We start from the raw sequence: 13,548 nt of genomic DNA on the forward strand, positions 1-13,548 counted from the left end.
AGGCTCGGCAGACGACAAATTGCTTATCTTGCTTAGATTGCCCATCTCATCTAATGTTGGGTGATGACGGACAAGACAAAGCTCCTTCGTTCAGCCCTACGACACCCTGTGGCTCCAGCGACGGCGCGTAATCTGGTGTTGCATGCTCCAGCCGGGCAAAGCGTCAAGCCACACAAAAGAACCGCAGCCGTGCGAGGTTTGCAGCTTCGCCGGCAGCAATTGACCGGCGTGACGGCTCTAAACACACGTCAAATGAGTTTTCGGCAAGACCGTTTGCAACGTGAGATAGCAGAGTTACGTATGGCCATGAAGGCAATCCAAGCGCGGCACGAACAACTTGAGCAGTGCTTGATTGCCGGGGATGTGCCGGCGCCGCCCGCCACTAAGTCAGCAAGCGATGACATGGGCTCCGCGCCTGCAGTTGCCCATGCTTGGGCTGAGCTCCTACAACAAGGGGAGGCCGTCAGAATCGGGTGGGTAAGAAGTGGAGAGCTGGTGCCGTCGTCGACCTTGGCCGAGGCTTGGGGGCGCAGCAGGCAAGCTTTAGAGCAAGCGTTGCGTCGAGGAGAGCTCTTTTCCATCAAGGTCGGCAAGAATCGATATTACCCAGCGGTGTTCACTAAGCTCGAAGCGGAAACAGTTAAAACCGTATGTCTCGCCCTTAAAGGCGAAGACGAGGTCGGCAAATTCATTTTCTGGAGCAGACCACACGGTGGGCTGGGGGGGCTAACGCTGCTCGAAGCCTTCTCATCCGGGCTGTATGACCGGGTACGTCACCTAGCAGAAGCGTGGTCTGCTGAGCGCTGACTTGCGGTCTGATAGCACTCACACCTGAGGTGTCCCGGTGGGAGTGTCAGAATTTCTGTGTGTGAGGCTTGAAGAGACTTCTCCACCGAGCTGCCGTCAGGCGGCTGTACCATTGCTCTGGTGGGGCATTCCGCCAGAAGTTGAGCGAAGCGTGAGTCACGCCTTCTGATGAAGACTGTCAATCAACGCCAAATCGCTTGCTGAGCTCTGATGGCCAGTCGCAACACCTGGGGCGCTGCCCCAGTCCCCGCACTCGCCGTGAGGCTGCTGCCGGGGATGGCGTCGCTTCGCTCCTATTCCCCCGGAAGCAGCCCTGCGCGGGTCAGTTGCCTAGAACCTTGCGAATTGCCCGGGCAAAGCCGACCTCAAACACTGTCCGGCCGCGCTCGTTGACGATTTCACCGTGGCTGCCTTCCTTCAGACCGCGCTCCTCGAGATAGTCCGCCGACACCGCCGTCTTCAACGCTTCGCGTTCGGACGGGGTCAATTGCGCAGACAGGTCGAGGACTGCCACCGGCTGCGCCCCGGGCGCGGACGAGATGGTTGCGCCCAGCGGGCGGCGGTCGACCGTGACCTGCGTGTTGGCCTTCAGCACGTTGAGTTGCGCCTTGAGTTTGTCACGCTCGGCGATGATGGCCTGCATGATGGAGCGGATGGCCGGGTCCTCGATGCGCATCAGGTAGTCGTGGCTCGCCAGTGTCTTCGGCGGCTTCGGCGTAGGTGGCCCGGCGTAGGCACCCCAGGCTTCGATGAGCGCCTTGTAGTCTGCCGACTGGGCATTGTAGAGCGCACGACCCTTCATGATGCCTTCGGCCTCGGCCAACCGACCGATGGCTGGCAGCGAGAAGTCGCGCGAGCCGGTCTCGTGCTGCTTGCGACAGAGCTCGTGCATCTTCTCGAGATTCGCCCGCCGGTTCGACCTCACGGCCTTGGCGAGCAGGGCCTCGAAGACCGCGTCCGGGTGGATGTCGGTTGTCCCGTTCATGCTTCATCTCCCAGCAGAGACTGTCGACCGGTAGACATCGCCGGGACCGGATTGACAGTGGGCAGCAGCGAGGCGAGGTCCATCTCAAAATATTGGCTGAGGCGCACGCCGGCATCCATCAGGCGAATCACTTCGCGTTGGCCGAGCGCGGGATTCTCCGGGTTCATCTGCTGGGCAAGGTGCCGCATGAAGGCGTTGCCGGCGAGCAGCTGCTCCTGTTCGCTCAATAGCATGAAGACGGGCTGCAGGTCGTCACGGTAGAGGACCGCGTCGAGCAACTGGCTGCGGCGGAACACCGCCTTGCCGGGCTCGAGGTCTGGATAGACCTCGATGTTTTCGCACACGCCTGCAAGCTGCAGCAGCTCCGATTCAGTTTCTTCGAAGATGGCCTGCACGTCGGTTACCGTGCCAGCGGCCACCAAGTGCGTGCTGTCGCGATTGCTTGCTTCGAGCGCCGCCTTGCAGCGTTCGATGAGGCGCCAGCAGGCTACCAAGTCTTCAGCCAGGTCGCTGAAGCGCTTCATCGCACTCTCCCAAACCCGCTCGGCTTGCCGGTAGGCGTCCAGCTGGGCGAAGGGCAGACCGGCCTCTTCAGCGTCGGCTTTGTCCTTCTTCAGGGCCTGGAGGTCGTTTTCTCGGGCAAGGCAGGCGTTGCGCGCCTCGTCGAAGTGGTAGGCGAGCGTGTTGAAGTGGGCGGCCAGTGCCGGCAGGTGATGCGGCGCTGTCACGAACCAGCGGCAGCGCACGCAGTTGCGGCTGCCACCTGGAACGGGGCCGTATTTGGGGGCTGAAGGCGAGCCTAGGTTCGGGCCGCCGTTGTGGCAGCCGCCCACGGTACCGTTGTCCTCCACCTCACTGGTGTTGCCGCCGACCAGACACAGGCCGTGGTGCATCGGCATCCAGCCCACCGGGTGACGCGCCGCAGGATGCTGCGGAATGGCAGTAGCGAGGCTAGGCACGCTGTTGCAGATGGCGCGCTCCAAGAGTTCCTCGTGCTTGGTGTCGAGCAGGAAATTCTGGATGCTCGCTTCCTTGGTAGCTTCCAGCCGCTCGGCGGCACCGAGCAGTACGTCACGGATATGCGTCGCACCGGGCTTGGTGTAATAGAGCGTCATCAGCAGGCGGCTGTGGCCGACAAGCTTTTGCAGCACGGGGAACGGCACCTGGCCTTCGAGCGCCAACGCGGTGATGAGGGAAACGCGCAGGCTGTGCAGAGGAAACAGGGTCGTCAGGCGTTGGTTCTGTTCTTCCAGCGGCGGAAGGAAACGAATCGGTGTGCCGTTGCGATGGGTCTCGCCCCCGTCGGCGAGCCGCAGTTCCAGTGCTTCAAGCAACGCAAACCAGCAGCAATCCAATGCTCTTTCCCGCATAGGCAGAAACTCCTCCTCACCAACCTCAGGTAAGCGAAAGAGGAAGCAGGCGTCAGGATAGCCCGCCAGTTGTACGTCGCTCTTCGCCTTGATGTGGCGGCCATCCAGTTCCGCCCACGACGTGCGCCGCGCAATCGGGTTGTACTTTTCCTGCCAGTTTCGTAGCTTCTCCAGCCAGTAGAAGACATCCTGATGCACCGGTCCGCCGGAGGACCACGGCAGGATGTATCCTTTCTCAGGCCCCGACTTGGCGATGTCCGCGGTCTTGTTGGTATTGACGTAGAGTATGGTCGAGACCGCCTCGCCATCGGCGAGCGAGGTACTGCGGCGAAATACGCCCTGTTGCAAGGGGCGCCGTTCGCTTCCTTGTGCGAGTCGGCTCAAGTTCAATGACCAGTCGCCGTCCGCATAGCGCCAGGTATCCGCTTCGCCCGAGTCGAGCATGCGAACCTGGAGGGTGCGAAGCGGCAGGATGAGCTTCACGAGCAGCGCCACCCAGCGCACCGGGCTCCACAGCTCCAGCACTTGACCGCCACGGTAGCTCGGACTCAGTTTTCGGACCCGCCACACGCAATCCGGGTCGTCCCGGTCAATCTGCTCTTCGGTCACCTCGAACCAGTCGGGTCCGCCACGCCCGCGCTGGCCGATTTCGGCCCCTAGTGCGCTCTGCGCCCACTGCCAGTTGCGGAAGTGCGGCCCCGCCGCCAGCATCTGGCGCAACTCGTCGATGTAGCCATAGGGGAGCGGGGAATGCACGCTCTCGTCGCGCCGGGGCAAGCCGCTCTGGGACATTCGGGGCACCGGGTTGTGGAACGCCGGCGAGACCACCGGTTGCCCGCTGTCGTCAGCTTCGCTGAACTCGCGCAGCAGCACGAAGTGCAGGAAGTCGTGGATGATGTTGTTGGAATAGATGCCGACCGGCGAATCAGGGCACGCCGTCCGGTAGAAGTCAGGCAGGACGGTAGTGCGCGCAAGGAACCCCGCCGGGTCGAGCGGTAAGCTCTGCTGGACGAGGTAGCGTTCGAAGAACCTTACCAGTGATTCGAGCCGAAGGGATACCCCGTGTGTTTCGCCTTTTATCCACTCCACCGCCAGGACCCGCCACGGTTCGAGCTGCGGATACTCCCGTGCTACCCAGCCGAGGGACGTGTCCGTGTCGCGCTTAATCCCTTTCTTCCTTGGCCCCGGGAGCGTAGAGGCTCCGGATGCGGATGTTTTCTTCTTTTCAGTCATGACGAATTCTCAGTCGTTATGTTCGACACCTGGGAGCAACAGCCCGGGAGCTGACGGTGTCCGGGCGTGCGTGGCCCGAAGCCGTTGGGCTGCAGCCTCCAGCGCCGTCAACGCCTCACGGGTGTTCGGCTGGGTGTAGACCTCCTGGCTTTCGGGCGAGGCGTGGTGCATGAAGCGGCGGATGAGCGCCTTGTCGATGCCGGCGTTCTTGAGCCGGCGGCCGTAGGCGTGACGGTGACCGTGCGGCGTCGTGCCCAGCGCCTTGCCGACCGTAAGCCCGATGCGCTCGCAGGCGGCGGCATGGGCCTTGTTGTACTGACCGAGGCAATACATCCCGCCGACCGGCGCGCGACCCAGATTGACATAGGCGAAGGGGTGGTCGCGGTCGATGCGCGCGACCTGCTCCAGGTAGCAGTGCCAGAGCTGCAGGAACCACTCGCCATACTCCGGTACAAACCAATACGCCTGCTTGTAGTAGGGGCCATCGTGCATGCCGCCTTTCCACCCGGCGTGGCGGCTGTCCATGAGTTCGGTGCGAGGCACAAGGCTGAACTGCTGGGCGAGGTATTCCGACCGATTGCCCTTGCGCGGCCGACCCCGCTCGTCACGCCAATCAGAGGGAGCGGCACCATGGCTCGGGTGGTGGATGCGGACCAAGGCCTGGCGCGGATTAGCGGGGTCTGGAAGCACATCCGGGATGTAGAGATGGAAGGGCTCCGATTCGCGGAATCCCGCGCCATGCAGCAGCAAGGTGATGAGCATGCCGCGATAGTCCTGGCGTCCCGCCGCGCAGAACCCCTTGACCAGCAGTTCCTCGAAGCGCTCCTCCGGGAAGGCCGGAGGCTCCCCTTTTTCGACTTTGGGCAAGCGTTGGCTGCGCACGCGGTGTCCAGCGACGACGGGAGATGCATTCTTGGCCCACGTGTGGCCGAGGAAAGCCTTGTTGCGCCGATACTGATAGGCGGCCTCGTCGGCCTGCCGGTCAAAGGCGCCTCCTGCATATCGCGGATTCACCTTGGCGGCCTCGGGGCGCATCTCGCCGAGCCAATCAAAGAAGTCGGATAGATGGGTGATGATGTGCGACGCATCCTGTGGCGAGCGCGGCGCCCAGCACAGGCCGCTGGGGTCGAGTCCCGTCTCGCGGTCGAAGGTTCCGGTGTAGAGCCGCTGGGCGAAGTTCTGGAACAGGCGGTAAGTATCGTGCTCAGCGGGGTTGGTCTGGAGGTACTCAAGAAACATCCGGACCGAGCGGGTCACCTTCGACATCCAGGTGAGGCTGCGGTCGTGGCTGCGATACAAGCAATAGTCGAGCAGCGGCTCCAGCACACCGGCCGGCGTCAGCAAGGCGGGAATCTCGGTGTAGACGCCCGTGGCATCGGTATAGACGCGGGCCTTGACGGTTACGAACATGCAGTGGACTCCGTCATCAACTCGGCCAAGGCCACTTGGCGGTGGGACGCATGCGGCGGCGCCTCGACGGCACGGCGGGCCACCTCCAGGTCGCCCACCAGGATGACTTGGGTTTTTGCACGGGTCATGGCCGTGTAGAGCATCGTCCGGTCCAGGTTGTGCGCCGCATAGACCGGAATCAGCACGCGTTCGAACTGGCTACCCTGGGCCTTGTGCACCGTCACCGCGTAGCCGAGTTCCAGCGTGTCGAGCACTTCCTCGGTCACCGGCCGGCGCTCGCCGTCGTCCCAGCGCACCCACGCCAGCGCCACGCCCTTCGGCTCGCCATCGGGGCCATCGAGTGGCTTGGGCGGGTCCTCGATGCTATCGATGCGACCGAGGCTACCGTTCTGCAGGCCCCACGCGTGCAGGTTGCGGGTACACAGCACCGGTTCGCCTAAGCGCAGGCCCGTATCCTCATGACGCTCTCGTTCTTCGCTCCAGGCGAGCAGCCGGCGCGAGGTTCCATGCAGGGCACGCTGACACAGGCCATTGAGTGCCTTGGCTGAAGCCACGCCACGCTCACGGGTGAAGGTCAGCACCTGTGTATCTGCGGGGTCGGCCAGATACAGCCGCAGCACCGCATCCGCCAGCGCATCGGGCGCGCAAGGCAGGAACGCCAGCGCCTCGTCCGCGGCGACGGGTAGCGCCGGCCATTGCCCGTCGCGCACCGCCCGAGCCCCGGTGGCAATCGCACCGCCGAAGCGTCGCACTTCGGTCAGCTCGACCCGAGGCACCGCCGGAACGCTGACCAGTGCATGTAGAGTCAGGCCCGGCCCTACCGGCGGCAGCTGAAACGGGTCCCCGATGAAGACGAGGCGGCACGATGCCGGAATGGCACCCAGCAACCGATAGGCCAGCAAGATGTCGAGCATGCTCGCCTCATCGACAACGAGCACACTGTTCTCTGGAAGCCCCTGCTGTGCAACGTTGCGGAGGAATCCGGCAATCGTCATCGCCGGGCGATGCGTGGCTTCGGCCAGTCGCTTCGCCGCCCGACCGGAGAGGGCCATCGCGTAGATGTGCTGGTCGCTCTGCTCAAGCAGGGCTTCGACAGCCTTGAGCACCGTGGTCTTGCCCACGCCCGCGCCGCCCGTAATGAGCACGAGGGGAAGGCGCGCCACCGCGTGCACGGCCTCGCGCTGTGCGGCGTTCAAGGTGAAGTTGGACACCCCGAGCGCGACGGCCTCGTCCTGCTCGAATCGGGTGATGAACGCCTCCACGTCCCATGGGGCCGCCAGTGCGTCCTCCCTTCCAAGCCGGGCACTGAGCGCAGTTGCAACGCTCTGCTCAAGGAGTTGGGGGCCGAGGGCATGAAACCGGTCCCCTGAGAGGTGGACGCAGTGGTTGGACTGCGCGAATTCCAGGGCCGGAGCCACCTGTGCCTTGCCAACCAGCCGCGCCAACGCGGCCTCCACCTCCCGGCGCTCGCAGCAGGTATGCCCCGCATCGAACGCCTGATACATCACCGCTTCCACGGCGGCGGCCAGGCGGCGTTCGTCGTGGGCGTGAAGCCCGAAGTGCTCACGGGCCAGGGTGTCCGCCGCTGTCCAGCTCATTCCGAACGCGAGCAGCCGGTAGGGGTCGGCTTCGACCTCAGCCAGCGCCGCGCTTCCATAGACGTCCAGGAGCTTGCGTGACAGGCGCAGACTCAAGCCAACACGCTGGAACCAGCGTAGTACCGCTGCATCCCCGTACTGGCGCCAGCCGGCGAGCAGCCCCTGCGTCAGTTCGGCCCCCACCACGCTGGCCAGCGTGTCCGCATCGGCTTGGTCGAGGCTGTCGTACAGCGATGCGCCCAACCGCTCCCACAGCCGCCTTGCCTTGACTTCACCGATGCCCGGAAACGCCGGACTGGTCGCCAGCAACTGGACGATGTGTTCCCCACTGGGGCGCACCAGCTCGGCGTCGGTCGCGGTGATGCGGTGCTCAACCACGCGGTAGCCGTCAATCTCGTACTCCATCGGCACCACCTGGCCCCCCAGCCGCCACCACTGGCCCTGCTCGACCTCTGCGACCGCCCGGCGAGAGGGCAGCATCACTCCATATCGCGGGGCGTCGGCCACGAGTAGCCCCGTTTCGTCGATAGCGAGTCCCGAGAAGAGCGTCGCTTTGTCCGACCGGCTGCGCACACGCAGTACCCGCAGGAGGATAGTCTCGGTCATCGTGCGAGCCGTCCGGTTTCAGCAAGCAGGGAGTCCATCGCCTCGAACCGTTTGAGCTTGCGCCGCAGTTCGGACAGCTCGGCGCGAAGTCCGGCGTTTTCTGCTTCAAGCTTGCGCAGCCGCTCCGCTTCGGTCACGGCCTGCATCTGACCCTTCTGACGCAGCGGCACGGCTGCAACCGGTGTCTGGGCAGGCAGAATGCCTCGCGCCCGAAGCTGCGCTTCGAGTTCGTGCAATGCTTCCTTGATGCGCGGATTCTGCACGAGCGCCGAACGACTGAAGGCACACTCCCGGCAGATTTCGCCGCGATTCAGCCGTCCCTGTGTGACCATCTCCCGAAAGTCGGCATCGGTCCTGGATGTCGCCCAGGTCTGGAAGGCCAGAAAGCTCTGCTCCGCGCGCTCTTGCCCATTCATCGCATGCCCTTCTTTTTACATAAGATGTAACATTAAGGCTTAGCTTTATAAAACTCAAGACAAAAAAACACCCCTGCGAGAGGGGTGTTCGAGAGAGATTACAGTCTAAAACCGCTTACGATGTATTCCCGGCTGGGGGTAATAAGACTTGCCGGGGGTTTTGCTTTTTGGGGACTGCTGGCGGGATGCCCGCGGGCATCCCGTGCCGCATCGCCGCTCAGGTCGCGAAGACGTGCTTCACGCGCAGGGTCTCACCCCGCTCGACGAGACCGATCAGGCGATCGATGTTGGGATGCTTGCCCGGGTTCAGGCGCGCATCCTCGCTGTGCTCCTCGTAGATCGCGATGCCCTGGGTCGCCGCCTCGGGGGTGATCGCGCCGTGGATCTGCGCCAGGTGGTTGTACACCGCCAGCGAGCCGGCCTGGCCGGGCTTGTTCTCGATGGTGGCAACCACCGCGTCGACGGCGTCGATCAGCTGGATCGCGGCGAGATGGGACACGCCCGGCAGGGTCTTGAGCTTGTCGGCAAAGGCCATGTCCGTCTCCTCAGATGCGCTTGGCCAGCTCGGCGGCCTTGCCGATGTAGCTGGCGGGGGTCATCTCCAGCAGGCGGGCCTTTTCGGCTTCGGGGATGGCCAGCGTGCCGATGAAGGCCTGCAGCGCATCCTTGGTGATGCCCTTGCCGCGGGTCAGCTCCTTGAGCTGCTCGTAGGGGTTGGGCACGGCGTAGCGGCGCATCACGGTCTGGATCGGCTCGGCCAGCACTTCCCAGCAGGCGTCCAGGTCGGCGGCCAGACGGGCCGGCTCGGCTTCCAGCTTGCCGAGGCCGCGCAGGCAGGAATCGTAGGCCAGCACGGCGTAGCCGAAGGCCACGCCCATGTTGCGCAGCACGGTGGAGTCGGTCAGGTCGCGCTGCATGCGGGACACCGGCAGCTTGTCGGCCAGGTGGCGCAGCACGCTGTTGGCGAGGCCCAGGTTGCCTTCGGCGTTCTCGAAGTCGATCGGGTTGACCTTGTGCGGCATCGTGGACGAGCCGATCTCGCCGGCCTTCAGCTTCTGCTTGAAGTAGCCCAGGGAGATGTACATCCAGATGTCACGGCAGATATCCAGCACGATGGTGTTGGCACGGGCGGTGGCGTCGTACAGCTCGGCCATCGCGTCGTGGGGTTCGATCTGGATGGTGTAGGGGTTGAAGGCCAGGCCGAGGGATTCGATGAAGCGGCCGTTGAAGGCTTCCCAGTCGAACTCGGGATAGGCGGACAGGTGGGCGTTGTAGTTGCCGACGGCGCCGTTGAACTTGGCGGTCAGCTCGACGTCGGCGATGGCCTTGCGCACGCGGCGCAGGCGATACACCACGTTGGCCATTTCCTTGCCGAGGGTGGTCGGGCTGGCGGGCTGGCCGTGGGTGCGCGACAGCATCGGCAGCTCGGCGTGCTGGTGGGCCAGTTCGACCAGGCGGGCGATGATCTTGTCGAGGGACGGCAGCAGCACGCCGTCGCGGCCGTCGCGCAGCATCAGCGCATGGGACACGTTGTTGATGTCTTCCGAGGTACAGCCGAAGTGGATGAACTCGGTGACGCGGGTGACTTCGGGGTTGTGGCCAAGGCGCTGCTTCAGCCAGTACTCCATGGCCTTCACGTCATGGTTGGTGGTCGCCTCGATGGCCTTCACGGCCTCACCGTCGGCCACCGAGAACTCGGCGATCACGGCATCCAACTCGGCGACGGTGGCGGCGGAGAACGGCGCGATCTCGGCCAGTTCGGGCGCGGCGGCGAGTGCCTTCAGCCACTCGATCTCGACCTTCACGCGGTTGCGGATCAGGCCGAACTCGGAGAAGTGCTCGCGCAGCGCGGAGACCTTGGATTCGTAGCGCCCGTCGAGGGGCGACAGCGCGGTGATGGGTTGCAGGTTCATGCGTAAAGCCCTTAAGGCGGAAAAGCAAAGTTCTCCATTTTAGCGTCTTGGAGAGCCGTTCGCCGATGATAAAATCCGGGCTTCCCGAACTGCAGCCCATCATCATGAGCAACGGTCCTCAACAACTCGAACGTTTCATCTTCTGGAGCCGCTGGCTCCAGGCCCCGCTGTACCTTGGCCTGGTCGTCGCCCAGGGTATCTACGTGTACCTCTTCATGGCGGAGCTCTTCCACCTGGTGAGCTCGGTCTTCGAAGCCGGCGGCCACATCAGCGAGACCGAGACCATGCTGGTGGTGCTCGGCCTGATCGACGTGGTGATGATCGCCAACCTGCTGATCATGGTCATCATCGGCGGCTACGAGACCTTCGTGTCGCGCCTCGACCTGGACAACCACCCGGACCAGCCGGAATGGCTGTCCCACGTGAACGCCGGCGTGCTGAAGATCAAGCTGTCCACCGCCATCATCGGCATCTCGTCGATCCATCTGCTGAAGACCTTCATCAATGCCGGCAACCTGCCCGAGCACACGATCCAGTGGCAGGTGATCATCCATGTCGTGTTCCTGTTCTCGGCCCTCGCCATGGCGATGGTCGACAAGATCATGAACCAGACCGTCCTGCTGTCCAAACACTAAAGACATCACGTAGAGGGAGCCTCACCCATGACCGCCATCAAACAGGAAGACCTGATCCAGTCCGTCGCGGACGCCTTCCAGTACATCAGCTACTACCACCCGCTGGACTACATCAAGGCCCTGGGCGAAGCCTACGAGCGCGAGGAATCCGCCGCCGCCAAGGACGCCATCGCCCAGATCCTGACCAACTCCCGCATGGCCGCCGAAGGCCACCGCCCGATCTGCCAGGACACCGGCATCGGCATGGTGTTCATCAAGGTCGGCATGCAGGTCAGCTGGCCGGACGCCACGATGAGCATCCAGGAGATGATCAACGAGGGCGTTCGCCGCGCCTACAGCAACCCCGAAAACCCCCTGCGCGCCTCCGTGCTGTCCGACCCCGCCGGTGCCCGCAAGAACACCAAGGACAACACTCCGGCCGTGGTGCACTTCGAGATCGTCGAAGGCCACCACGTGGAAGTGATCTGTGCGGCCAAGGGCGGCGGCTCCGAAGCCAAGTCCAAGTTCGCCATGCTCAACCCGTCCGACGACCTGGTGGACTGGGTCCTCCACAAGATCCCCGAGATGGGCGCCGGCTGGTGTCCGCCGGGCATCATCGGCATCGGCATCGGTGGCACGCCCGAGAAGGCCATGCTGCTCGCCAAAGAATCCATCATGGCGCCGGTGAACATCCATGAGCTGAAGGAAAAGGCCTCCTCCGGCGCCGCCCTGACCCGCGCCGAAGAGCTGCGCCTCGAGCTGTACGAGAAGGTCAATGCGCTGGGCGTCGGCGCCCAAGGCCTCGGCGGCCTGACCACGGTGCTCGACGTAAAGGTGCTGGACTACCCCTGCCACGCCGCCAACCTGCCGGTCGCCCTGGTGCCCAACTGCGCCGCCACCCGCCACTGCCACTTCCACCTGGACGGCTCCGGCCCGGCCAAGATCGAACCGCCGAAGCTGGAAGACTGGCCCGCCGTCACCTGGACCCCGGACCTCAAGTCGGCCACCCGCGTCAATCTGGACACCCTGACCAAGGAAGAAGTCGCCGCCTGGAAGCCGGGCCAGAAGCTGCTCCTCAACGGCAAGATGCTGACCGGCCGCGACGCTGCCCATAAGCGCATCGCCGACATGCTGGCCAAGGGCGAAACCCTGCCGGTGGACTTCACCAACCGCGTGATCTACTACGTCGGCCCGGTGGATCCGGTGCGTGACGAAGTCGTCGGCCCCGCCGGCCCGACCACCGCCACCCGCATGGACAAGTTCACCCGCATGATGCTCGAGAAGACCGGCCTGATCTCCATGATCGGCAAGTCCGAGCGCGGCCCCGTGGCCATCGAGGCGATCAAGGACAACAACTCCGCCTACCTGATGGCCGTCGGCGGCGCCGCCTACCTGGTGGCCAAGGCCATCAAGTCGGCCAAGGTCGTCGGCTTCGCCGACCTGGGCATGGAAGCCATCTACGAGTTCGACGTGCAGGACATGCCCGTCACCGTCGCGGTGGACTCCTCCGGCACCAGCGTGCACAACACCGGCCCGAAGGAATGGCAGGCCAAGATCGGCAAGATCCCGGTCACCGTCGCCTGATCACGCCCTCGCGCAGCACCCGAGCCCGGCCGTCTGGCCGGGCTTTTTTCTGGCTCGCATAAAATCTTTTGGCATAATTCGGGCTCTTTCCGGAAGCCGCACTGCGGCCCACAGCGATTCCCCATGTTCCGCAAGCTCCGCATCGCCATCCTGCTGCTCATCCTCGCCACCGTCGCCGTCGGCAGCTGGAAATCCAGCGCCCGCAGCACCGCGTGGGACAGCACCCTGCATGTGACGGTCTATCCGATCGCCGCCGATCCCTCCGATACGAGCCGGCGCATCGTTGGCGAGCTGAAGCCTGAAGACTTCGCGGTCATCGGCGACTGGCTGGAGGAGGAACTGCAACGCCACGGGCATTCGCTGCTGCGGCCCCTGGCCATCAACCTGGCCCCGCCGCTCACCAGCCAGCCGCCGCCGTTCCCGGCTGGCGGCAATGCCCTGGCGATGATGGGCTGGAGCCTGCAGCTGCGCTTCTGGGCCTGGCGTCATGATGCCGCCCCCGGGCCGCGACCCGACGTACGCCTGTTCCTGCTTTACCACGATCCGATGCTGACACCAGTACTGGACCATTCGGTCGGCCTCGAAAAGGGCAAGCTCGGCGTCGTGAAGGTTTTCGCCAGCCGCAGCGAGCGCCAGCGCAACGCAGTGATCATCGCCCACGAGTTGCTGCACACTCTCGGCGCCACCGACAAGTACGACCTCCACAGTCTTGCGCCGCGTTTTCCCGACGGCTATGCGGAACCCCAACGGCAGCCGCTTTACCCGCAACCGACCGCCGAGATCATGGCCGGGCGCATCCCGCTCGCCGACGACCGGGCAAGGATTCCCGACAGCCTGGCCCAGACCCTCATCGGCCCCCTGACCGCAAGCGAAATCGGCTTGCTGACGATAGACACACGGCATTAACGTAGCGGCCGACGCCGGCTCCGGGCCAACAACAGCAAATTTCACAAGGCATGACGCTTGCCCCGTCGCCCCATAAGCACTTTGTGATATTAGTGTCGGCCTGATA

At 64.2% G+C, this 13,548-nt stretch carries 11 protein-coding genes; 4 read left to right on the forward strand and 7 right to left on the reverse strand.

Annotated features, from left to right (window positions below):
• Positions 1-300 precede the first annotated feature (300 nt).
• Complete coding sequence (locus tag AC1PQG_RS19460; RefSeq protein ID WP_481119451.1) at positions 301-807, forward strand: hypothetical protein; 507 nt, start codon at positions 301-303, stop codon at positions 805-807.
• 322 nt (positions 808-1,129) lie between these two features.
• Here AC1PQG_RS19460 and gmtX read toward each other — a convergent pair whose 3' ends face one another.
• The 7 genes from gmtX to purB all read right to left on the reverse strand — a co-directional run bounded on the left by gmtX (position 1,130) and on the right by purB (position 10,338).
• Positions 1,130-1,792: a gamma-mobile-trio protein GmtX gene (gene gmtX, locus AC1PQG_RS19465; protein WP_481119452.1), complete on the reverse strand. Its 663-nt coding sequence runs from the start codon at positions 1,790-1,792 to the stop codon at positions 1,130-1,132.
• The gene (gene gmtZ / locus AC1PQG_RS19470; protein WP_481119453.1) at positions 1,789-4,395 is read right to left on the reverse strand and encodes a gamma-mobile-trio integrase GmtZ; all 2,607 of its coding nucleotides are present in this window, start codon (positions 4,393-4,395) and stop codon (positions 1,789-1,791) included. The genes gmtX and gmtZ overlap by 4 nt, the downstream gene beginning before the upstream one ends.
• Positions 4,396-4,404: 9 nt before the next feature.
• Positions 4,405-5,805, reverse strand: coding sequence for a gamma-mobile-trio recombinase GmtY (gene gmtY / locus AC1PQG_RS19475; protein ID WP_481119454.1), 1,401 nt, complete (start codon positions 5,803-5,805; stop codon positions 4,405-4,407).
• A complete protein-coding gene (locus AC1PQG_RS19480) occupies positions 5,796-8,009 on the reverse strand; it encodes an AAA family ATPase (protein WP_481119455.1) in 2,214 nt (737 codons plus the stop codon). The genes gmtY and AC1PQG_RS19480 overlap by 10 nt, the downstream gene beginning before the upstream one ends.
• Entirely contained in the window at positions 8,006-8,425 is a 420-nt protein-coding gene (locus tag AC1PQG_RS19485; protein ID WP_481119456.1) for a VPA1267 family protein, read from the reverse strand. The genes AC1PQG_RS19480 and AC1PQG_RS19485 overlap by 4 nt, the downstream gene beginning before the upstream one ends.
• Positions 8,426-8,642: 217 nt before the next feature.
• On the reverse strand, positions 8,643-8,960 hold the full coding sequence (locus tag AC1PQG_RS19490) for a DUF2322 family protein (RefSeq protein WP_481119457.1): 318 nt from the start codon (positions 8,958-8,960) through the stop codon (positions 8,643-8,645).
• A 10-nt stretch (positions 8,961-8,970) separates the two neighbouring features.
• A complete protein-coding gene (gene purB, locus AC1PQG_RS19495) occupies positions 8,971-10,338 on the reverse strand; it encodes an adenylosuccinate lyase (RefSeq protein WP_481119458.1) in 1,368 nt (455 codons plus the stop codon).
• A 104-nt stretch (positions 10,339-10,442) separates the two neighbouring features.
• Between purB and AC1PQG_RS19500 the strand changes: the two genes are divergently transcribed.
• The 3 genes from AC1PQG_RS19500 (at position 10,443) to AC1PQG_RS19510 (ending at position 13,442) form a co-directional block, all read left to right on the forward strand.
• Positions 10,443-10,973, forward strand: coding sequence for a TIGR00645 family protein (locus tag AC1PQG_RS19500; RefSeq protein WP_481119459.1), 531 nt, complete (start codon positions 10,443-10,445; stop codon positions 10,971-10,973).
• A gap of 27 nt (positions 10,974-11,000) precedes the next feature.
• Positions 11,001-12,536 carry a fumarate hydratase gene (locus AC1PQG_RS19505; RefSeq protein ID WP_481119460.1) on the forward strand — a complete coding sequence of 512 codons (1,536 nt, stop codon included), beginning with the start codon at positions 11,001-11,003 and terminating at the stop codon, positions 12,534-12,536.
• Between the two features lie 123 nt (positions 12,537-12,659).
• Entirely contained in the window at positions 12,660-13,442 is a 783-nt protein-coding gene (locus tag AC1PQG_RS19510; RefSeq protein WP_481119461.1) for a hypothetical protein, read from the forward strand.
• The last annotated feature ends 106 nt before the right edge of the window (positions 13,443-13,548 follow it).

The organism is Zoogloea sp. GDB6, from assembly GCF_056724105.1.

What these genes read in the sequence shown, in the direction of transcription:
- AC1PQG_RS19460 (WP_481119451.1), top strand. Translation starts at nt 301, where the DNA reads ATGGCCATGAAGGCAATCCAAGCGCGGCACGAACAACTTGAGCAGTGC.
- gmtX (WP_481119452.1), bottom strand. Translation starts at nt 1,792, where the DNA reads ATGAACGGGACAACCGACATCCACCCGGACGCGGTCTTCGAGGCCCTG.
- gmtZ (WP_481119453.1), bottom strand. Translation starts at nt 4,395, where the DNA reads ATGACTGAAAAGAAGAAAACATCCGCATCCGGAGCCTCTACGCTCCCG.
- gmtY (WP_481119454.1), bottom strand. Translation starts at nt 5,805, where the DNA reads ATGTTCGTAACCGTCAAGGCCCGCGTCTATACCGATGCCACGGGCGTC.
- AC1PQG_RS19480 (WP_481119455.1), bottom strand. Translation starts at nt 8,009, where the DNA reads ATGACCGAGACTATCCTCCTGCGGGTACTGCGTGTGCGCAGCCGGTCG.
- AC1PQG_RS19485 (WP_481119456.1), bottom strand. Translation starts at nt 8,425, where the DNA reads ATGAATGGGCAAGAGCGCGCGGAGCAGAGCTTTCTGGCCTTCCAGACC.
- AC1PQG_RS19490 (WP_481119457.1), bottom strand. Translation starts at nt 8,960, where the DNA reads ATGGCCTTTGCCGACAAGCTCAAGACCCTGCCGGGCGTGTCCCATCTC.
- purB (WP_481119458.1), bottom strand. Translation starts at nt 10,338, where the DNA reads ATGAACCTGCAACCCATCACCGCGCTGTCGCCCCTCGACGGGCGCTAC.
- AC1PQG_RS19500 (WP_481119459.1), top strand. Translation starts at nt 10,443, where the DNA reads ATGAGCAACGGTCCTCAACAACTCGAACGTTTCATCTTCTGGAGCCGC.
- AC1PQG_RS19505 (WP_481119460.1), top strand. Translation starts at nt 11,001, where the DNA reads ATGACCGCCATCAAACAGGAAGACCTGATCCAGTCCGTCGCGGACGCC.
- AC1PQG_RS19510 (WP_481119461.1), top strand. Translation starts at nt 12,660, where the DNA reads ATGTTCCGCAAGCTCCGCATCGCCATCCTGCTGCTCATCCTCGCCACC.